The sequence below is a fragment of the Saccharopolyspora thermophila genome (assembly GCF_014646075.1).
In the GTDB taxonomy this organism is placed as follows: domain Bacteria; phylum Actinomycetota; class Actinomycetes; order Mycobacteriales; family Pseudonocardiaceae; genus Saccharopolyspora; species Saccharopolyspora thermophila.
This window is the reverse complement of sequence record NZ_BMMT01000004.1, coordinates 216,800-236,503: the sequence shown is the minus strand read 5'-3', so window position 1 is coordinate 236,503 and position 19,704 is coordinate 216,800. Positions and strand designations below refer to the sequence as shown.

Annotated in this window: 21 protein-coding genes and 1 pseudogene; 10 read left to right on the top strand and 12 right to left on the bottom strand. The window is 70.0% G+C overall.

The window, feature by feature from the left end; genetic code table 11:
* Positions 1-7: 7 nt before the first annotated feature.
* From IEY17_RS08890 to IEY17_RS08875, 4 genes are read right to left on the bottom strand one after another with little or no spacing between them, the layout of a single operon-like run.
* Positions 8-883 (bottom strand): 5-oxoprolinase subunit C family protein, encoded by an 876-nt coding sequence (locus IEY17_RS08890; RefSeq protein WP_188986817.1) that lies wholly within the window; start codon positions 881-883, stop codon positions 8-10.
* The gene (pxpB, locus tag IEY17_RS08885; protein ID WP_188986816.1) at positions 880-1,491 is read right to left on the bottom strand and encodes a 5-oxoprolinase subunit PxpB; all 612 of its coding nucleotides are present in this window, start codon (positions 1,489-1,491) and stop codon (positions 880-882) included. Before pxpB ends, IEY17_RS08890 begins: the two co-directional genes overlap by 4 nt.
* Positions 1,491-2,252, bottom strand: coding sequence for a LamB/YcsF family protein (locus tag IEY17_RS08880; protein ID WP_229679967.1), 762 nt, complete (start codon positions 2,250-2,252; stop codon positions 1,491-1,493). The genes pxpB and IEY17_RS08880 overlap by 1 nt, the downstream gene beginning before the upstream one ends.
* A gap of 7 nt (positions 2,253-2,259) precedes the next feature.
* On the bottom strand, positions 2,260-3,480 hold the full coding sequence (locus IEY17_RS08875) for an NRAMP family divalent metal transporter (protein WP_188986814.1): 1,221 nt from the start codon (positions 3,478-3,480) through the stop codon (positions 2,260-2,262).
* Between the two features lie 174 nt (positions 3,481-3,654).
* On the opposite strand from IEY17_RS08875, the gene IEY17_RS08870 reads away from it, so the two are divergent.
* Positions 3,655-4,353, top strand: coding sequence for a GntR family transcriptional regulator (locus tag IEY17_RS08870; RefSeq protein ID WP_188986813.1), 699 nt, complete (start codon positions 3,655-3,657; stop codon positions 4,351-4,353).
* 84 nt (positions 4,354-4,437) lie between these two features.
* Here the strand turns inward: IEY17_RS08870 and mshB are convergent, their stop codons facing one another.
* From mshB to IEY17_RS08850, 4 genes are all read right to left on the bottom strand, one after another.
* Entirely contained in the window at positions 4,438-5,265 is an 828-nt protein-coding gene (gene mshB / locus IEY17_RS08865; protein ID WP_188986889.1) for an N-acetyl-1-D-myo-inositol-2-amino-2-deoxy-alpha-D-glucopyranoside deacetylase, read from the bottom strand.
* A 108-nt stretch (positions 5,266-5,373) separates the two neighbouring features.
* Positions 5,374-5,895 (bottom strand): NADPH-dependent FMN reductase, encoded by a 522-nt coding sequence (locus IEY17_RS08860; protein WP_188986812.1) that lies wholly within the window; start codon positions 5,893-5,895, stop codon positions 5,374-5,376.
* 54 nt (positions 5,896-5,949) lie between these two features.
* On the bottom strand, positions 5,950-6,789 hold the full coding sequence (locus tag IEY17_RS08855) for an arylamine N-acetyltransferase family protein (RefSeq protein ID WP_188986811.1): 840 nt from the start codon (positions 6,787-6,789) through the stop codon (positions 5,950-5,952).
* Between the two features lie 125 nt (positions 6,790-6,914).
* The gene (locus tag IEY17_RS08850) at positions 6,915-7,631 is read right to left on the bottom strand and encodes a hypothetical protein (protein WP_188986810.1); all 717 of its coding nucleotides are present in this window, start codon (positions 7,629-7,631) and stop codon (positions 6,915-6,917) included.
* Between the two features lie 344 nt (positions 7,632-7,975).
* Here IEY17_RS08850 and IEY17_RS08845 point away from each other — a divergent pair, with 344 nt between their 5' ends.
* On the top strand, positions 7,976-9,511 hold the full coding sequence (locus IEY17_RS08845) for a UxaA family hydrolase (RefSeq protein ID WP_188986809.1): 1,536 nt from the start codon (positions 7,976-7,978) through the stop codon (positions 9,509-9,511).
* A gap of 57 nt (positions 9,512-9,568) precedes the next feature.
* Here IEY17_RS08845 and IEY17_RS08840 read toward each other — a convergent pair whose 3' ends face one another.
* On the bottom strand, positions 9,569-10,018 hold the full coding sequence (locus IEY17_RS08840; RefSeq protein ID WP_188986808.1) for an Lrp/AsnC family transcriptional regulator: 450 nt from the start codon (positions 10,016-10,018) through the stop codon (positions 9,569-9,571).
* 160 nt (positions 10,019-10,178) lie between these two features.
* On the opposite strand from IEY17_RS08840, the gene IEY17_RS08835 reads away from it, so the two are divergent.
* A complete protein-coding gene (locus IEY17_RS08835; RefSeq protein WP_188986807.1) occupies positions 10,179-13,616 on the top strand; it encodes an indolepyruvate ferredoxin oxidoreductase family protein in 3,438 nt (1,145 codons plus the stop codon).
* Positions 13,617-13,695: 79 nt separating this feature from the next.
* On the opposite strand, the gene IEY17_RS08830 is transcribed toward IEY17_RS08835, so the two are convergent.
* Positions 13,696-14,157 carry a GreA/GreB family elongation factor gene (locus IEY17_RS08830; RefSeq protein WP_188986806.1) on the bottom strand — a complete coding sequence of 154 codons (462 nt, stop codon included), beginning with the start codon at positions 14,155-14,157 and terminating at the stop codon, positions 13,696-13,698.
* Between IEY17_RS08830 and IEY17_RS25950 the strand changes: the two are divergent.
* From IEY17_RS25950 to IEY17_RS08815, 4 genes and pseudogenes are all read left to right on the top strand, one after another.
* Positions 14,148-14,525: pseudogene (locus IEY17_RS25950) on the top strand (helix-turn-helix domain-containing protein); the annotation flags it as partial. The gene IEY17_RS08830 and the pseudogene IEY17_RS25950 sit on opposite strands and share 10 nt — an antisense overlap.
* A 151-nt stretch (positions 14,526-14,676) precedes the next feature.
* Positions 14,677-15,576: a transcriptional regulator gene (locus IEY17_RS08825; RefSeq protein ID WP_229679971.1), complete on the top strand. Its 900-nt coding sequence runs from the start codon at positions 14,677-14,679 to the stop codon at positions 15,574-15,576.
* Positions 15,577-15,635: 59 nt separating this feature from the next.
* The gene (locus tag IEY17_RS25295) at positions 15,636-15,932 is read left to right on the top strand and encodes a hypothetical protein (protein WP_229679961.1); all 297 of its coding nucleotides are present in this window, start codon (positions 15,636-15,638) and stop codon (positions 15,930-15,932) included.
* 52 nt (positions 15,933-15,984) lie between these two features.
* Positions 15,985-16,248 (top strand): hypothetical protein, encoded by a 264-nt coding sequence (locus IEY17_RS08815; protein ID WP_188986805.1) that lies wholly within the window; start codon positions 15,985-15,987, stop codon positions 16,246-16,248.
* 1,412 nt (positions 16,249-17,660) lie between these two features.
* On the opposite strand, the gene IEY17_RS08810 is transcribed toward IEY17_RS08815, so the two are convergent.
* Positions 17,661-17,864, bottom strand: a complete 204-nt coding sequence (locus IEY17_RS08810; RefSeq protein WP_188986804.1) for a DUF397 domain-containing protein — start codon at positions 17,862-17,864, stop codon at positions 17,661-17,663.
* Complete coding sequence (locus IEY17_RS08805) at positions 17,864-18,709, bottom strand: helix-turn-helix domain-containing protein (RefSeq protein ID WP_229679960.1); 846 nt, start codon at positions 18,707-18,709, stop codon at positions 17,864-17,866. Before IEY17_RS08805 ends, IEY17_RS08810 begins: the two co-directional genes overlap by 1 nt.
* An 18-nt stretch (positions 18,710-18,727) precedes the next feature.
* Here IEY17_RS08805 and IEY17_RS08800 point away from each other — a divergent pair, with 18 nt between their 5' ends.
* Genes IEY17_RS08800 through IEY17_RS08790 form a run of 3 tightly spaced genes read left to right on the top strand, consistent with a single transcriptional unit; the run spans position 18,728 to position 19,652 of the window.
* Positions 18,728-19,117, top strand: a complete 390-nt coding sequence (locus tag IEY17_RS08800; protein ID WP_308423963.1) for an HC3 family zinc finger protein — start codon at positions 18,728-18,730, stop codon at positions 19,115-19,117.
* Complete coding sequence (locus tag IEY17_RS08795) at positions 19,114-19,323, top strand: hypothetical protein (protein ID WP_188986802.1); 210 nt, start codon at positions 19,114-19,116, stop codon at positions 19,321-19,323. Before IEY17_RS08800 ends, IEY17_RS08795 begins: the two co-directional genes overlap by 4 nt.
* Entirely contained in the window at positions 19,320-19,652 is a 333-nt protein-coding gene (locus IEY17_RS08790; protein WP_188986801.1) for a hypothetical protein, read from the top strand. The genes IEY17_RS08795 and IEY17_RS08790 overlap by 4 nt, the downstream gene beginning before the upstream one ends.
* Positions 19,653-19,704: the final 52 nt, after the last annotated feature.

Here is a 19,704-nt window from a genome sequence, read left to right as displayed (position 1 = left end):
GGCTGTGTCATCGGGCGGCACTCCTCCTGGTGAAGCGGAAGCGGATCCGCTGGCCGGGGCGGGCCTGGGCGGCCTTGTCCAGGTCCGCGGCGGTAACCACGGCGATCACCGGGTACCCACCGGTCACCGGGTGGTCGGCGAGGAACAGGGTGGGGCGCGCGGCCGGGGGCACCTGGAGCGCACCGGCGACCATGCCCTCGCTGGGCAGTTCCTCGGTGCGGGAGCGCTCCAGCGCCGGACCGTCCAGCCGCATGCCGATCCGGTTGCTCTCGGCGGTCACCTCGTAGGGGCAGCTGACCAGTGTGGTCAGCGCGCTCTCGGCGAACCAGTCGTGGCGCGGTCCGGGCTCGACGCGCAGCACGATCTCGTCATCCGGGCACGGCGCCACCGGGGCCACGTCGACCAGCGGGAACCGCGCGGGCGCGGGCCCGACCGGCAGGAGCGCGCCGGGCGCGAGCGGGTCCGGCCCCAGCCCGGCGAGCACGTCGGTGGCGCGGGAACCCAGCACCGGCTCCACGGCGATCCCGCCGCGCACGGCCAGGTAGCTGCGCAGGCCCCGCGGCGGCACGCCCAGCCGCAGTTCCGTGCCCGCCGGAATCCGCAGCACGGCGTTGGTCGGCTCGGCGCGACCGTCCACTGTGATCGGACAGGGTGCGCCGGTGACCGCGACGGTCAGATCGCGGTGCGCCCGGACCGCCAGGCCACCGAGAGTGACCTCCACCGCCGCGGCGCCCTCGTCGTTGCCGACCAGCCGGTTGGCCAGCCGGAACGCGCCGGTGTCGGCCGCGCCGGAGGGCCCCACGCCGATGTTGGCCAGCCCCGGGCGGCCCAGGTCCTGGATCGTCGACAGTGGTCCGGTGGCGAGCACTTCCAGACAGCTCATCCGACCTCCTGGAACCGCACCCGCACCCCCGGTCGCAGCAGCGCCGGCGGATCGCGGTCGACCCGCCAGATCTCCAGCTCGGTGCGGCCGATCAGCTGCCACCCGCCGGGCGACTCACGCGGGTAGATGCCGCTGAACGCGCCCGCGAGCCCCACCGAGCCGGGCGGCACCTTCGTCCGGGCCTCGGTCCGCCGGGGCACCACCAGGTCCGGTGGCCCACCGGAGAGGTAGCCGAAACCGGGCGCGAAACCGCCGAAGGCCACCGTCCACTCCGCACTGGTGTGCTGCCGCACCACCTCGCGTTCGGTGAGCCCGGTCAGCTTGGCGACCTCGGCGAGGTCCGCGCCGTCGTAGACGACCGGCACCTCCAGCAGTTCGCCTTCGGTGCGCCAACCGTTGCGCGGTTCGGCGGCCCGCACCGCCGCCTCGATCGCCCGGACGTCGGCCCGCCGCGGATCGAGGTGCAACAGCAGCGTGCGGGCCGCGGGGACCAGGTCCGTGACGCCGTCCGGCGGGTTTTCGGCGAGCACCGCGTACAGCGCCTGCACGGCGTCGAGATCGGCCAGTTCGACGAGCAGACCGGAGTCGGCGCAGGGCAGGAACCGCATCACGCACCTCGCCGGGCGAACGGCGCCAGCTCCACCCCGGCCGCCACCAGCCGGTTCCGCACCGCCTCGGCGATGGCCACCGCGCCGGGGCTGTCGCCGTGCACGCAGATCGAGTCGGCCTCGATCTTGATCTCGGTGCCGTCGATGGCCTCGATCGGCTCGCCGGCCGCCAGCTTCAGGCAGCGCTCGGCGATCTCGTCCGGGTCGTGCAGCACCGCGCCGGGCTCGCGCCGCGGCACCAGGGTGCCCTCGGGGGTGTAGGCGCGGTCGGCGAAGGCTTCGCGGAACACCCGCAACCCGGCCTGCTCGGCCTGCTCCAGCCACTGCGACCCGGGCAGGCCGAGCACCGCCAGCGACGGGTCGTAGCTGCGGATCGCCGCCACCACCGCGGCGGCCTGCTCCGCGTGGTGCACGATCGCGTTGTAGAGGGCGCCGTGCGGCTTGACGTAGCCGACCTCGGTGCCCGCGACGCGGGCGAACGCGGCGAGTGCGCCGATCTGGTAAACCACGTCGTTGGTCAGCTCGGCCGGGGGCACGTCGATGAACCGGCGGCCGAACCCGGCCAGATCCCGGTAGCTGACCTGCGCGCCGACCACGACGCCGTGCTCGGCAGCCTGCTCGCAGGCCCGCCGGATCACCGTGGCGTCCCCGGCGTGGTAGCCGCAGGCCACGTTCGCGCTGGTGACGATGCGCAGCAGCGCCTCGTCGTCGCTGAGCTCCCAGCGACCGAAGCCTTCGGCAAGGTCCGAGTTGAGGTCCACGTCCACCTCACTTCCACAGCGCGGCAATGCCGCTGAGCGAGTTCGCACCCAGGTAGAGGGTCAGCAACCAGGCGATCACACCCACGATCAGCAGCCACCACGGGTACCGGTATCCCCCGAGCAGGTCGCGCCGGCGGACCGCGACGAACATCAGCACCCCGAAGCCGACCGGCAGGAGCAGCCCGTTGAGCGCCCCGGCGAGCACCAGCAGCGTGGTCGGAGCCTGGTCCAGCAGCAGGAACACCGCCGCGGACAGCGCGACGAAGCCCACCACCAGCCAGTTGCGGGCGCGAGCCAGCCTCTCGGAGAAGGTGACCAGAAACGACACCGAGGTGTAGGCGGCGCCGACCACCGAGGTGATGCTGGCCGCCCACAGGATCATGCCGAACAGCCGCAGGCCCACCTCCCCGGCCGCGTGCTGGAACGCCTCGGCCGCGGGGTTGGCCGACGTCAGGGTGACGCCGCCGGCGACCACGCCGAGCACGGCCAGGAACAGCACCAGCCGCATGACACCGGTGACCAGCAGGGACACCACGGAGCTGCGGCTGACATCGACGACCCGGTCGGGCCCGGTCACCCCGGCGTCGACCAGCCGGTGCGCCCCGGCGTAGGTGATGTAGCCGCCGACGGTGCCGCCGATCAGGGTGGTGATGGCCAGGAAGTCAACCTCGCCCGGCCACACCGCCTGGACCAGCGCCTGCCCGACCGGCGGCGCGGAGGAGAACGCCACGAAGGCGGTCAGCGCGATCATCACCACGCCGAGGACCACGACGATGCGGTCCATCGCCACCCCGGCCCGCTTGCTGAGGAAGATGCCGATCGCGATGACGGCCGAGACGGTGCCACCGATCTTGGCGTCCAGCCCCAGCATCGCGTCCAGGCCCAGCGAGGTGCCCGCGACGTTGCCGACGTTGAACACCAGCCCGCCGAAGACGACGAGCGCGGCCATCACGTAGCCGACGCCGGGCAGCACGCGGTTGCCCAGGTCCTGGGCGCGCATGCCGGAGACGCCGATGACGCGCCAGACGTTCAGCTGCACCGCGATGTCGACCAGGATCGACACCACGATGGCGAACGCGAAGGCGGCACCGAGCTGGATGGTGAACTCGGTGGTCTGGGTGATGAAGCCGGGGCCGATGGCGCTGGTGGCCATCAGGAACACGGCGCCCAGCAGCGTGCTGCGCCGGGCCGCCGAGGACGGGGTTCTGGCCGTGGTCGTCTGAGCCATGGCACTCCGATCAGCGTGATCACCGGGTCGAGGCCGGTGTGGGACGACGACTTCCGCAGCGGTGGGCCGCGGCGCCGGTCAACATAGTGAATTGTTGAACAATCCTGCAATACCCTCGGTGGAACTTCCTCGTTAGACTTGAGCCCCGATCAACTCGCGTCGTGGGGAGCTCGATTGACCACCGCCGCCCCGTGGGTGGACCTGTTGGCGGCCGACCGGTCGCTGCTGGACCGCACCAGCACAGCCGAACGGGTCGCCGACGTGCTCCGGCAGCGCATCATCGACGGCGCGCTCGCCCCGGGCACCCGGCTGTCCGAGGAAAGCGCCGGTCGCGCCCTGGCGGTGTCCCGCAACACGCTGCGCGAGGCGTTCCGCCTGCTGGTCCATGAACGCCTGCTGGTGCACGAGTTCCACCGCGGGGTCTTCGTCCGCGTGCTCAGCGCCGAGGACGTCATCGACCTCTACCGGATCCGCCGCCTGCTGGAGACCAGCGCGGTGCGCCGGGCCGACCGGTCGGTGCCGGAGCTCGTCGCGGCCGTCGACAGGGCGGTCGGTGACGGCGAGCGTGCCGCGGCGGCCGAGCGCTGGCGGGACGTCGGCACCGCGAACATGCGCTTCCACGAGGCACTGGCCGCGCTGGCCGCCAGCCCGCGGGTGAACGAGACGATGCGCCAGCTGCTGGCCGAGCTGCGGCTGGCGTTCCACGTGATGTCGCGCCCGCGGGAGTTCCACGAGCCGTATCTGGAGCTGAACCGGGAGATCGCGGACCTGATCAGCGACGGCCAGCTGGACCGGGCGGCCGACCGGCTCGACGAGTACTTCGACGCCGCCGAGGCACAACTGGTCGCCGCCTACCGGGACTACACCCCTTAGTGCGCGATCGGTTTGACCGAGGACGCGCGCAGACGGGGCGCGCAGCCGCTGCCCGCACCACCACTGCCAAGCATGAAGACCCGCTCAGCCGTCCAGGCCGGCGAAGAGGTCCGACTCCCAGTCGTAGGGGCCGGAACCGGGGCCGCGGTCGCCGCGGACCAGCAGGTAGTGCTCGATGGCGAACTCCGGGCGCGCCGTGATCGAGGCGAAGAACCCGCCGTCGTCCAGGTTCACCTGGCTGCGGTGGCGCCGCAGCGCGCGCAGCTTGGCCGCGTGGAAGGCGCGGCCGTCCAGCACCGCGGTCAGCTCCTGGTCCGGCACCGTGTACGGCTCGAAGCCCTCGACCCCGGCCTCCTCGACCTGCTTGAGGATCGAGCGCGGCAGGGCTGTCCAGTACACCTTCGCCACCTGCCACGGCTCGCCCAGCTCCGGTGCGTAGTCCGGGTCGGCCGCCGGGTCCAGCGACGTCATGACCGCGCGGTGCGCGGCGATGTGGTCGGGGTGGCCGTAGCCGCCGAACTCGTCGTAGGTCACCACGACCTGTGGTCGTTCCGCCCGCAGCACCGCCACCATCGCGCGGGTCACCTCCACCGGGTCCGCGGCCGCGAACGCGCCGTCCGCACCGTTGGACGCCTCCCCCGCCATGCCGCTGTCCCGCCAGCGGCCCGGGCCGCCCAGCCAGTGGTGTCGGACGTCGCCCAGCTCGGCCAGCGCCTCGCGGATCTCCTGGCGCCGGTGCTCGCCCAGCGCGTCCGGGTTCCCGCGCAGGTGCGCGAGGTCGTCGGCGACGACCTCGCCGAGTTCGCCGCTGGTGCAGGTCACCAACGACACCGCGGCCCCCTCCGCGCAGTAACGGGCCATGGTGGCCCCGGTGGCCGTGGACTCGTCATCGGGGTGGGCGTGCACCAGCAGCAGGCGACGGTCGCTCATGACGTCCGAGCGTAGCCACCCACACCGACACCGACCGGTGTTGCGTCAGCGGTAGGGACGCCGCGCTCGGGCTTCCGACGTGGCCCGGGCCTACCACACGAGCTGGTCGAGCAGCACCTTGGCCGCGGCCGGGACCGCATTGTCCTTCGGAATACCGGTCTCGTCGAAGCACTCGTGCACGCCGTGGAAGCTGACCGTGTCGCGCACGGTCACGGCGTGCAGTTCGGCGAAGACCTGGCGCAGCTGCTCCACCGCGCGCAGTCCGCCGGAAATGCCGCCGTAGCAGACGAATCCGACCGGCTTGGTGTGCCACTCCTGGTAGGCCGAGTCGATGGCGAACTTCAGCGAGGCCGGGTAGCCGTGGTTGTACTCCGGGGTGATCACCGCGAACACGTCGGCCGCGGCCAGCCGGTCGCGGAACTCTCGCAGCGGTGGTGTGTCCTGCGCCGGGTGCACCGGCGGCAGCCTGGACTCGGCCAGGTCGATGACGTCGACGTCCAGCTCGGGGTGCTGGCGGGCGAGGTCGGCGAACCAGTCGGCCACCGTCCGGCCGTAGCGCCCCTCCCGGGTGCTTCCGACGATGACGCCCAACCGCAGGGCCCGCTCGGACATGGCCGTTCTCCTTCCAAGTGGGTGCCGTCGTCCCACCATCCTGAAACTTCGACATTACTCAAAGTCAAGCTGATCCAGAGTGGACTCTTGGTGACGCTGGAGCGCGGCCAGCTCCTCCGGGGTCAGCACCACGTCGAGCTGTCGCAGGGTGTCGTCGAGCTGCGTGGGCGTGATCCGCGTTGTCGTGACGTGTCCGTCGGCGTGCTCCACGGTGAGCTCGTCACCGACCAGGCGACGGCTGATCCCGTGGTCCAGCCGCATGACCACCAGCTTCCGGCTGAACGGCGACTTCGGGTGGGTGGCGATGAAGTGGTTGGCCACCAGGTAGTCGGTCAAGTGCTGCGGCATCTCGTCGGAGGAGTGCAGCGCCTCCCAGCCACCCGCGCCCTCCTTCTCCAACGTCCACAGTGCACCATCGCGCACCAGGCGGTGCTTCCACCCGGCCTGGTCGACCACGACGCCGTCGCGCAGCGGCATCGGCCGGAGCATCCCGGCGCCGAAGCCGACGTCGGCCAGGTGATCCTCACCGTCCACGCGCACCCGCAGCATCATGTGCGTCCGGTAGCCCGGCCGGTGCGGCTGGGTCCGCGCCATCCGGCGCTGCACGTCAAAGCCCAGGTTCTCCAGCACGGCCGCGAAGAGCAGGGCGTGCTCGAAGCAGTAGCCGCCGCGGCGGCGGCGCACCAGCTTGTCGGCGATGACGGGCAGGTCCAGGCCGGGATGCGCACCGAGGACGGCATCGACGTTCTCGAAGGGGATGGTCCGCACGTGCGCCTCGTGCAGCGAGCGCAGCGCCGCCGACGAAGGCTCGACGCGCGGGTGCGAGATGCGCGCCAGGTACTCGTCGACGTCGAGGCTGCCGATCTGCCACTCGTCCCTGATGTGTTCGCTCATGTCGGAACGTTGACACCTCGACCGCGCTGGAGGTCAACACGCACGCCGACGGGGTCGGGGCGGGCGCCTCGACGCCCGCCCCGACCCCCTCTGGGATCTGTTGTTCGGTTGTGCCGATCAGGGCATCAGAACCAATAGCCCCAGTGCCAGAACGGCGGCACCCAGTTCCAGAACGGCGGGACCCAGCTCGGGACCCAGTGCGGGACCCAGGCGGGCGCGTGGTGCTTGACATGGCCCGCGTTGTTGTTGTGCTGCTTGATCGAACCACCGTTGGCGTTGCCCGAGTTGTTGTTCTCCTGCCTGATCGAACCACCATTGGCGTTGCCCTTGTTGTTGTTCTCCTGCTTGATCGCCCCACCATTGGCATTACCGGAGTTGTTGTTCCCCTGCTTGATCACACCACCATTGGCGTTACCCGAGTTGTTGTTCTCCTGCCTGATCACACCACCATTGGCGTTACCCGAGTTGTTGTTCTCCTGCTTGATCGCCCCACCATTGGCATTACCGGAGTTGTTGTTCCCCTGCTTGATCACACCACCATTGGCATTGCCCGAGTTGTTGTTCTTCTGGGTGATCGAACCACCGTTAGCGTTGCCCTTGTTGTTGTTCTTCTGGGTGATCGAACCACCGTTAGCATTGCCCGAGTTGTTGTTCTCCTGCCTGATCGAACCACCATTGGCGTTACCGGAATTGTTGTTCGACTGGTTCACATTGACGTTGTCGTCCTCGGCCATGTGCACGACCGCGGAGGGAGCCGGGGTGGCGGCGAAAGCGGTGCTCGGAGCAAGAGCACCCGCAGCGATCGCAGCTGCGATACCAATAGCCTTCGTCGTCTTCTTCATGGATTTCTTCCTTTCCGGTGCTGCCCACCCGGCCCTGGTGTCCGCGGCCTGACAGCTGTGGGTTTGGCTTCTGGATTCCGTCGGCTCCGTTCATGCCGATGCATCTAGTTTGCGGACCGAGGCATCCCGCTCCGATGGTGCGAACCCGCCGAAAAGCGACGCAGAACCCGAAGAATTTCGGACGGGAATTCCCCCGCCTCGGGGTGGGGAACACCCCACCCCACCAGGGCCTCGCGGCAGCGGACGCGTCCGGCAGCATCGCCCCACGGCTGTCGTTGACAGTCGACGAGCAGCGCGAATACGGTATATCAACCAACGTTCGAAATATCAGACACGGAGCAGGCATGTCGAACAGCCCGACCCTCATCCACCTGCGCGACGAGGACGACGTCGCCATCGCCGGCGCGGACCTGAGCGCGGGAACCGAAGCACGGGTCGGCACCGCCGCGGTGGTGCTGCGCGGCGACGTCCCACGCGGGCACAAGGTCGCGGTGCACGACATCGCCGCGGGCAGCGAGGTGCGCCGCTACGGCCAGGTGATCGGGTTCGCCGGACGCGACATCGCCGGCGGCGAGCACGTCCACCTGCACAACCTGGAGTACCGGGAGTTCGAGCGGGCCTACGAGTTCTCCGTCGACGCCCAGCCGGAGCACCTGCTGCCGGAAGACCAGCGCGCCACCTTCGAGGGCTACGTGCGCTCCGACGGCAAGGTCGGCACCCGCAACTACCTCGGCGTGCTCACCAGCGTCAACTGCTCGGCGACCGCGGCGAAACTCATCGCCCAGCAGATGCGCTTCTCCGGCGTGCTGGACGACTTCCCGAACGTCGACGGCGTGGTCGCGCTGACCCACGGCACCGGCTGCGGCATGGCGCCCGACGGCGAGGGCATCGACGTACTGCGCCGGGTGATGCGCGGCTACCTCACGCACCCCAACTTCGCCGGTTTCCTCGTCCTGGGCCTCGGCTGCGAGGACAACCAGATCGTCAGGATCACCCAGGACGTCGACCTGCGTGAGGACCTGCCGATCACCACCGCCACCATCCAGGAACTCGGCGGCACCACCAGAACCGTCCGGGAGGGCGTCGCCCGGCTCACCGAACTGCTGCCCGACGTCGATGCGGCGCGGCGCAGCACGGTGCCCGCCAGCAAACTCGTGCTGGGCACCAACTGCGGCGGCTCCGACTCCTACTCCGGCATCACCGCCAACCCCGCGCTGGGCGCGGCGGTGGACCGGCTCGTCGCCCACGGCGGCACCGGCATCGTCGGCGAGACGCCCGAGATCTACGGCGCCGAGCACATGCTGGTGCGCCGCGCCGCCAGCCGCGAGGTCGGCGAGAAGCTGCTGGCCAAGATCGCCTGGTGGCAGGACTACACGGCCAGGAACGGCGGTTCGATGGACAACAACCCGTCGCCGGGCAACAAGGCCGGTGGGCTGACCACGATCCTGGAGAAGTCGCTGGGCGCGGTCGCCAAGGGCGGCACCACCGCGCTGCGCGACGTCGTCGACTACGCCGCACCGATCACCAGCAGGGGTTTCGTCTTCATGGACACACCCGGCTACGACCCGGTGTCGGTGACCGGCATCGTCGCGGGCGGCGCCAACGTCGTCTGCTTCACCACCGGGCGCGGCTCGGCCTTCGGCTGCGCCCCGGTCCCGAGCCTGAAGCTGGCCACCAACACCCCGCTGTATGAGCACATGAGCGAGGACATGGACGTCAACTGCGGCCGGATCATCGACGGGGAGACCACCGTCGAGGCGCTCGGCGAGGAGATCTTCCAGCAGATCCTGCGGGTGGCCTCCGGCGAGCACACCAAGAGCGAGGACCTCGGCTACGGCGAGGAGGAGTTCGTCCCGTGGCACATCGGCACCGTCATGTGACCGCGGATCTCCGCCCCGCCGGGTTCGTCCTGTCGATCTGATCCGGGCGAGCGGACGTCAGCGGCGGCCGCGCATCCAGGAGTCCAGCGCGATCAGCGTCTTGGTGCTGGTCACCCGGTGGCTGCGGCGGATCTCGTCGATGGTGCGCTGCAGGTGCGCCATGTCGCGCACCCGCAGCCACACCAGCGCGTCCGGGTCGCCGGCGATGGTGAACACCGCCTGCGCCTCAGGCATCCGGGTGGTGGTCTGGATGATCTCGTCGACGCCGCTGGTGCCCAGGAAGCGCAGTTCGATGAACGCCTCCACGCCCCACCCGAGCTTGGCGTGGTCCACCTGCACGGTGTAGCCGAGGATCACGCCGAGCTCCTGCATCCGGTCGATGCGGCGCTTCACCGCGGCGGTGGACAGGGTCACCCGGGTGGCGATGTCCGACAGGGTCCGGCGGGCGTCCTCCCGCAGCAGTTCGAGGATCTCCCGGTCGGTCGCATCCAACGTCGCGTCGGCCACGGGTGGGCATGTTACGCAAAATTTGGCCGGATGGTCGTCCTGAGACCACCGAATTTTGCGTGCTGACCCGTAGTTCGGCGCGTGGTGTTGTGCGGGCGCGGACGATCCGCTGAGGTGTCGTCGATCACCATCCGATCTGGAGTCGACGAGGAGTTGCCCCATGGCCGCCTTCACCCTGGACGACCGCTACCTGCGGGAAGCGGGCACGGTTTACGTGACCGGCGTGCAGGCCCTCGTGCGCATGCTGTTCGACCGGATCCGCCACGACCGCCGCTCTGGACTGCGCACGGCCGCGTTCGTCTCCGGCTACGAGGGCTCCCCGCTGGCCGGATTCGACCTGGAGCTCGCCCGTCGCGCGAAGCTGCTCGCCGACCACGACGTGGTGCACCAGCCCGGTCTGAACGAGGAAATCGCGGCCACGTCGGTGCTGGGCAGCCAGCTCGCCGAGCGCCTCGGCACGCAGCGCCCGGACGGCGTGGTCGGCGTCTGGTACGGCAAGGCGCCGGGCCTGGACCGGGCCAGCGACGCGCTGCGGCACGCCAACCTGGCGGGCACGAACCCGCGGGGCGGCGCGGTGGCGCTGGTCGGCGACGACCCGAACGCGAAGTCGTCCACGGTGCCCGCGGCCTCGGAGGCCGCGCTCGCCGACCTGGCCATGCCGGTGCTGTTCCCCGCCGACTCCCAGGACCTGCTCGATTACGGGTTGCACGCGGTGGAGCTGTCCCGAGCCAGCGGCCTGTGGACGTCGCTGAAGGTGGTGGCGAACGTGGCCGACGCCGCCGGGACCGCCGTGGTGCGACCGGACTGGAGCGCACCGCAGCTGCCCGCCGAGCTCAGGCCCTACTCACACCGCCCCAACGCGCGGCTGCTCGGCCCCGAGCTGGCCACCCTGGAGCACAGCCTGTACACCGTGCGCCTGCCGCTGGCGCTGGAGTACATCCGGGCCAGCGACCTCAACCAGGTGGTGCGCAGCGGTGCCGACGACCGGATCGGCATCGTGGCCGCGGGCAAGTCCTACCTCGACGTCCGGCAGGCGCTGCGGGCGCTCGGCCTCGACGACGCGGAACTGGCCCGCCACGGCGTCCGGCTGCTCAAGCTCGGCGCCATCCACCCGCTGGACCCGCACATCGTGCGGGACTTCGCCCGCGGCCTGACCGAGATCGTGGTCGTGGAGGAGAAGCGCTCGTTTCTGGAGTCGGCGATCAAGGAGGTCCTCTACGGCCTGCCGGACGCGCCCGCCGTGCACGGCAAGAAGGACGCGGACGGCCGGACCCTGTTCACCGAGCTCGGCGAGCTGAACCCGGACGGGATCGCCGAGGGGCTGGCCCGCCGGCTGACCGCGCACGGCGAGGTGGCGCCGATCGAGGCGTGGCGGCGGCGCCGCCGTCCGCAGCGGATCTCCGTGCCGCTGCTGGCCCGCACCCCCTACTTCTGCTCCGGCTGCCCGCACAACTCCTCGACCAAGGTGCCGGACGGCACGGTGGTCGGCGCCGGGATCGGCTGCCACACGATGGCGCTGTTCATGGACCCCGACCAGGTCGGCGACGTCGTCGGGCTCACCCAGATGGGCGGTGAGGGCGCGCAGTGGATCGGCATGGCGCCGTTCGTCGGCACGGAGCACTTCGTGCAGAACATCGGCGACGGCACGTTCACGCACTCCGGCAGCCTGGCCGTACGCGCCGCCGTCGCTGCCGGGGTCAACATCACCTACAAGCTGTTGCACAACTCGGCCGTGGCGATGACCGGCGGCCAGGACGCCGTCGGCGCGCTGCCGCTGGCGCGACTCGCCGAGGTCCTGCTGCTGGAGGGCGTCGCCAAGGTCGTCGTCACCACCGACCAGCCCAAGCGGCTCGCCGGGCGCCTGCCGAAGGGCGTCGAGGTCCGCCACCGCGACGAACTGCTGGCGGCGCAGCAGGAGCTGGCGGCCGTGCCGGGCGTGACGGTGCTGATCCACGACCAGGAGTGCGCGGCCGAGAAGCGCCGCAAGCGACGCCGCGGCAAGCAGCCGACCCCGGCGAGGAAGGTGGTGATCAACGAGCGGGTCTGCGAGGGCTGCGGCGACTGCGGCGCGAAGTCGAACTGCCTGTCCGTGCAGCCGGTGGCCACCGAGTTCGGCCGCAGGACCCGCATCCACCAGCCGTCCTGCAACGTCGACTACTCGTGCCTGGCCGGGGACTGCCCGTCCTTCATGACCGTGGTGCCCGGTGGGCGTCGATCGGGTCGCCGGGTCGGGGAGCTGGCCGCGGACGCGCTGCCCGAGCCGCAGCGGTCGATTGCCGGTGACTTCACGGTTCGCATCACCGGCATCGGCGGGACCGGCGTCGTGACGGTGACCCAGATCCTGGCCACCGCGGCGGTGATCGACGGGCGGCAGGTGCGCACGCTCGACCAGATCGGCCTGGCGCAGAAGGGCGGCGCGGTGGTCTCCGACCTCAAGATCACCGCGGAACCGGTGGCGCAGGCCCCGAAGCTGGCCGCCGGTGAGTGCGACCTCTACCTGGCCTGCGACCTGCTCGTGGGTGCCGACCCGACGCACCTGGCGGCGGCCGATCCGGACCGCACCACCGCGGTGGTGTCCACGACCGAGGTCCCGACGGGGCGGATGGTGGTGGACACGAGCGTGTCGTTCCCGGCGCAGGACACCATCCGGACCCCGCTGGACGAGGCGAGCGCGCGGGCCTTCTACCTGGACGCGCGCGGGCTGTCCGAGGAGTTGTTCGACGACGACCAGTTCGCCAACATCCTGCAGCTGGGCGCGGCCTACCAGAGCGGTGCGCTGGCGCTGTCCGCGACGGCCATCGAGCAGGCGATCGAGCTGAACGGCACCGCGGTGGCGGCCAACATCCAGGCGTTCCGCCGCGGCCGCCAGGCGATCGCCGACCCCGAGGCGCTGCGGGCGGAGATCACGCCGCCCGCCCCGGCGGCGGTGCCCGCGCCGAGCGAGGCGGCGCGCCGGGTGCGGGCGCTGGTCGACGCCCCGGAGGGCTCGGAGCTAGCGCGGCTGCTGGACATCCGGATCCCGGACCTCGTCGACTACCACAGCGAGAGATACGCCCGCGAGTACGCGGAGTTCGTGGAACGGGTGCGCCGGGCGGCCCCGCCGGCGGTCACCGAGGCGGTCGCCCGCAACCTGCACAAGCTGATGGCCTACAAGGACGAGTACGAGGTCGCGCGGCTGTCGCTGGACGAGCGCGTGCTGGCCGACGTCCAAGCCCGGTTCGGCGACGGCGCCCGCGTCGCCTACCAGCTGCACCCACCGGTCCTGCGGGCCCTGGGCATGAACCGCAAGATCAGCCTGGGACCGTGGTTCCGCCCGGTCCTGCGCGTGCTCCGCGGCATGCGTAGGCTCCGCGGCACCCGCCTCGACGTGTTCGGCCACACCCGCGTCCGCCGCGTGGAACGCGACCTCATCGCCGAGTACCGCTCGGCGATGACCCGGGCCCTGGCGAACCCGGACCACCCGGCGACCCTGGAACTGGCCGAACTCCCGGACATGGTCCGGGGTTATGAGGACATCAAGCTGGCGAACGCGGCCACCTACCGCCACAAGCAGCAGGAACTTCTGACCGCACTCGAACCCGTCCCCACCACAGCCTGAACAGCACCACCACAACGGTCAGACGCCGCCAACCGGCTCACCCGACCAATGGCGCCCGTCACGCTTGCCCCGGACGGGTTCAGCCGATGCCGGGAAGGCGGATTTCGATCACCTCGACCTCCGCTTCGCCGTTCGGCGTGGAGTAGGTGACCGTCTGGCCGGGTCGGCTGTTCACCAGTGCCATGCCCAGCGGGCTGTCCGAGGTGAGAGACGTGTCCTCGGCCCCGGGCGCGATCTCCTCCGGGATCGCCACCACGCGCCAGGTCTGCACCGTGCCGTGCTCCATGCGGAGCTTGACCTCGGTGCCCGGTGGCAGCCCGCTGGTCTTGGCGGTGCCTCCGGCCAGCCGCCACTCGAGTTCGGCGATGCGGTCGTCGATGGCGACGAGCTCGTCACCGCCCTGCAACTCCTGCGAGGAGTCCCCGCGGTCGCCCGCCCAGTCCCGCTGCTGCTCCAGTTCGTCGAGCAGTTCCCGCCGCCGGGCCCGCAGCGCACGGATCTCGTCCTCCAGCCTGGCCCGAGCCTCCTCCGATGGCCCCATGCCGCCCTCCTTCGCCCGAGCCCCCAGTCCCGAGCCAAGTATCGAGCAGCCCGGCAGGCCCAGCACCCGCACGAAGATCCCACCGCTTCCACCTGACAGGCTCGTCACCTGATCGTCTCGCCGCTACCCTGGCCGTGCACCTTCTCGCGGCGGTCATGACGCCCCGGCTGGGGGCATTCCGCGAGGATCCCCGACTCCGCGAATCGAGGGTGACCGTGGGTAGGGTCATCGAACCTCATCAGCCGATCGGCGACCGTGTTCGCCAGCTGCGCGGCAAGCTGCTCACTCAGCGGGAACTCGCCGAGAAGGCGGATGTGTCCATCGACGTGGTGCGCAAGCTCGAACAGGGCCAGCGCAGCACCGCATCGGTGGGCACGCTGCACCGGATCGCGCGAGCGCTGGACGTCACGCTGGCAGACCTGATCGGCCCGGCCCGCATCCCGGACCAGGCGCCGCAGGAAAACGCGGTCGAACTGCGGCACGCCGTCACGGACCTGGACGACCTGATCGGTGCACCCGATGATGTCGAACCGCGCGACGTTGACGCCGCCCAGCGCGCCGAGGTCTACCTGGGGGATCTACTGGTCCGGCGACCACGACGCCGCCGCGGCGGCACTCCCCAACCTGATCTACGGACTACGCGCCGGGTACGCCACCGCCAACCTCCCAGACAAGCCAGCTCTCGCCTACGCCCTGTCCCGCACGCTGTGGGCGGCGGGGTCAACGCTGATGCATCTCCGGCACAACGACACCGCGTCGGCCGCCACTCGGTGGGCGGTGCGGTTGGCCGCCGAAAGCAACGACCCGTGGATGCACGCCACCGTCCAGGGATCGCTGGCGTGGCAGCTGATGGTCTCCGGGCGCTATACCGAGTCGTTGCGGCTGACCGACCGGGCCGCCGCCAGCATCGAGCCCGACGGGTCTGCACCGGCTTCGCACCTGTCGGCCTACGGGTCGCTGCTGATGCAATCGGGCAACGCCGCAGCGCGGGCCGGAAACCGCGCCGCGGCTCACGACTACCTCGACGCAGCCGCCGAGGTAGCCCAACGGGTCGGTGAAGATCGCAACGACTACTCCACCACCTTCGGGCCGTCGCTGATCGCGATGCAGGCCGCCGACGTCCACATTGCACTCGGCGACTACGACCGGGCAGTGCGAGCCGCGGCGACGATGCCCAACCAGGGCGCGGCGCTGCCCACGATGGCGGGCTGCCGCCACCTGGCTGACCGCGCGCTGGCTCACCTCCGTCTCGGGCAACCCGAGAACGCGCTTCCACTGGTGGCCACGGCGGTGCAGTCGTCGCCGAACTGGGCCAAGCACCAGCAACTTCCCAAGGTGGTGACCCGGGAACTGCTGCACACCACCAAACAGCGGTCACCGGTGCTGCGGAACCTGGCCACCACCCTTGGGGTCAGCTGATCAGGTAGTAGGACACCACGTCCTACCAGGCTGTCGATCAACGCCCATACGTTCTGGGCATGAGCATGGTCGACAGCCGCCCCCACAGCCCGCACGTGGACCGGGTGTTCTGGATGCCGGTACCCGACCAGCAGGTACCGGCATCCGACGGGACTGTTGAAGGGGCCGGGGTGCGTGCAGGCACCCGTCATGCGTTCTGGGGGCGCCGCTGGGACGGCCAGGAGGCCGAGGTCCGCACGGTGTGCGGCGTGGTGGTCAACCTGGATGAATCGTCGCCGCTGGACTGGATCACCATGCCCGAGTGCGGCCCGTGCCGCACCGAGATCCTGCGGGTCCGCGGCGAAATGCGGTCGTGACCGTGATTTTGGCTCGCCGCAAGCTCGGCTCGCCGCCGCACTGTGGGAGATCGTGGACGAGGCCAACCGGTACGTCGTCGAGAACGCCCCGTGGACCCTGGCGAAGGCGGAGAAAAACGGCGACCAGGACGCCGCCGCCCGTCTCGACGTGGTGCTGCGCACGCTGGTCGACGCCGAGCGCCTGGTGGCCGACGAGCTGACCCTGTTCCTGCCCGGCGCCGCTCGACGCGTTGCCGCACAGCTCGGCGACGGCGGCGACGAACTCGCCAAGCCCACACCGCTGTTCCCCCGCATCGAGCTGCCAGCCGACGAGTAACACGCTCGCGCCAGCCCGCGCCCCGCACCTGGTGACCGGTGCGGGGCGCGTTCGTCGTGCAGGTCGGCCGGTCGATGCCTTCGCGGTCGCGGCGAGCACGGCCCCGCGCCGCGTCGATCGACGCGCGCGTTCGGCCTGGATCCCCAGCGAGCCGGGCGCCGACAGAAAAATCGCCCCCGCACCCGACCGGCGAACCGGAAGGATGTGGGGGCGTTTCGCTTGGTCCCGGCCACAGCACATGGGGATGGCGCAGCGGCCGGGCATCGGCGAGGCTACTGGACGGGCGAGCGCTGGTCCAGCGCGTAAACGGGTTGTTTGACCGAGCCCAGCTGTCTTGGTGATTTGTTCTCGCGCTTGAGCGCCTTGCCGAAGTCACGGATCAGCGCACTCCCCCCCCCCGGGGGGTCAACACTCGGCAACCCGACCAAGGAAAGCTTTGTTTTCTCTGGTCACCCACCTGCCGTGGCCTACCTGGTCGCGCGAGTCGAGGCCGAGACCAGCGGCGGCCGGCACCGGCTGCGCGAGCCGCGCACGGTGCACCACCCACGTCGGCGCAGACTGCGTTCAGCACGACCGGCACCATGAGCGTGTGGCACTCACCTCGGGATGACCTGGTGCCCTTCGGGCGGCTCTTTCGGGGATGACCGTCATGATTACCGCAGTTGCGTATATCTGGAGGGCGTGTAAGGGCATGATGTGGCGGGGAGGTGGTTGCTGTGGACGAACTGACGATGTCGCTTCGATGCCACGCTTATTCGGCAAGGATCTAAGCCGAAACTTGGGGGGCCCTGCTGGATCCCATGTTTGCAGGCTCCTATCAGGTCACACCCCACACACCCGGCGCCCCCGACAACACGGTGACCCCCCGGAGACGCCGACAGATCAAACTCAGGACAACCCACCCAAGAGGGGTGTCGGCCCAAACTCGGGTCAGACGCCCCGAACGATCACCACCCACATCATCACTGCCTGAACCTGGGGGACCGACCCCCATGTTTGCCGGAATTTGGGGCCGACTTCCGGGCAGATGACTGCGCCGAGGACGGGTGGTCGTCCGGGGCCGGGGGCGCGGATAACTGCGGAGCGCCCCCAAAGCTCCGGACGCCCACCGCTCGCTAGGACGCACGACGCCCCGGTTTCGCTCCCCCGATCCAGACATTTCTGCGGCGGGTCGGAGGTGTGCGATGAGCCGTCGATGGCGCGAACCCGAACCGCAGTGGGTCACCGCGAACGGGTGGACGGTTGCCCGCGTCCGCGGTCGCGACACCAGGCACGGCTACCTGCTGATGTATCGCGGCAGTACGTGGGGTGGCTCGTGCGACAGCCGGATGGCTGGCGTTGGCTGCTCACTCATGATGTGAACGGAACCGCCCCCAGCGCCACGGACGCCGGGAGCGGTTCGCTGTCTGCGTTCAGCGGTCGAACCGGCCGCTCTTGATCGCGTCGACGAACGCGGACCACTGCGGCCCGGTGGTGGTGAAGTACCCGCCGCCGCGGTTCTTGGTGTCGCGCACTGCGGCGCCGTCACCGATGCGGCCGACCTCGACACAGTTGTCTGTGTTGGTGCTGCGGCTCGACTTACGCCAGCCGATCGGGATGGCGTGAGATACGCTCATTACGTCGTCTCCGTTCTGATGACATCAGCGATGAGCCTGGAAGAGGCGTCCGGGCTCATCGCAACTTCCTCCACCCTATCGAGGGCTATCTCGTAGGCACTCACCTCGTCGGGCTCGTGCAGGAACAATCCCGAGATTCGGTTTTCCAGGTGCACCACCGGGGTTCGGTTTCGATCATCGAACTCCGCCAGCGAGAAGGGTCCCTCAAGCCCGGGGTGCCAGCCGCATCGGGTTGGGATGATTCGAAGTTCGACGTTGTCCAGTTCTGCGTACTTCAGCAGTGCTTCCAGCTGATCGGTCATGATCTCCGCACTACCGATCAATTGGTAGAGCACCGATTCACCAATGAAAGCACGCAGTTCAGCGGGATTCTTGCGGGTGATCGCGTCGCGTCGCCCGAGACGAACGGCGACCCGAGTATCGATCTCGGAGGCTGGCACGCCGCCCGTCTTCATGATCTCCCGCGCGTATTCGGCGGTCTGCAACAGGCCAGGGATCAGCAGCGGCGACACGGTGGTGATGCGCTTTGCCTCCCGCTCGATCTCCAGGAGCGCAGCGAGCTGTCGCTGCTGCTCTGGCATTCCCACCGAAAGCCAGTGCGACCCGTCCGGGTCCCGCGCCAGCTCGACCAGCTGCTCCCGCTGTTCGGCAGAAGCACCGACCTTCGCCAGGTACGCGGCTACGTGTTCCGGCTTGGGTGAGCGGGCGCCCGTCTCCCAGCGCGACACCGTCGCGTGCGACGTTTCGAGTTGCTCGGCCAACTGGCGCAGTCCGATCCCGGCCGCTTCACGCGCTGCTCGCAGCTCGGCGCCGAGTGCACGCGCTTTCGGTGTGGTACCAGCCATGCACCACAGCATAAACAGATGCGAGCAGTGAGCACAGATCCTCCGATCAGATCATTGCGGCTCACCCTTACCAACTGTCACTCTGGTGCCGCAACACTGGTAATGATGGCACCACGGTTCGTGGTGACCGGAGCCTATTGGGAGGACACCATGCCGTACCGCCCGCATCCCTTCTCGTGGGTCCCCGCTGTCGGTCAGCGGCACGCGAGCACCGACGCGAAACCGGCGGGTGGCTATCCCACTGGCATGACTGTCCAGACGCTGTGCGGCCATCAGCTGATCGCGGACAACACTGAAACCGCCTGGCTGTGGGAGACGTGCCCGGAGTGCAACGCTGCGGCGCGGGTGCTCGCCGGTCTCCCGCCGGTGCTGGGCGACGCGGTCGCCAAGACGGGCGGTGCGTCATGAGCAGCGTGGTTCCGCCGCTGCACTCGCTGTTGGTGCGCGCGGCTGCGGCACTGGACGACTTGGCCGACGACGTGCGCGAGCGGTGCGCCACCGACGGGCAGCTCATCGACATGGCCGACGTGCTCGCGGAGTTGTCCGCGACGCTGCGGGACAAGTGCGCCACCTACGTTCCGCCGCGCGTGGTCGACGGGAGGACGGAGCGGTGATCGCGGCGTTGATCGCGGTCGCGGCGCTCGGGGTCGGCGGTGTCGCGTTGTGGGCGATGGTCTCCTACGCCCCGGCTCGGCATGCCGGGGGTGGCGAAGGCGCGGTGACCGTGGCCTACCTGGTCGCGCGAGTCGAGGCCGAGACCAGCGGCGGCCGGCACCGGCTGCGCGAGCCACGCACGATGCAGCTTCGCGGGGACCTGACCGACGACGAGGAAACACGGATACTGCCGCTGGTCGAATCCGGGATACCTGTCGACAACAGCGAAGCGATGTCCCGGCATCCCGGACTACTGCGACGCATTCTGGCCAAGCTCGAAACCCTGTGAGACCCGGCTCGGTACTGTCGCACCCCCTCCGCCGGTACCGAGTCGCCCCGGC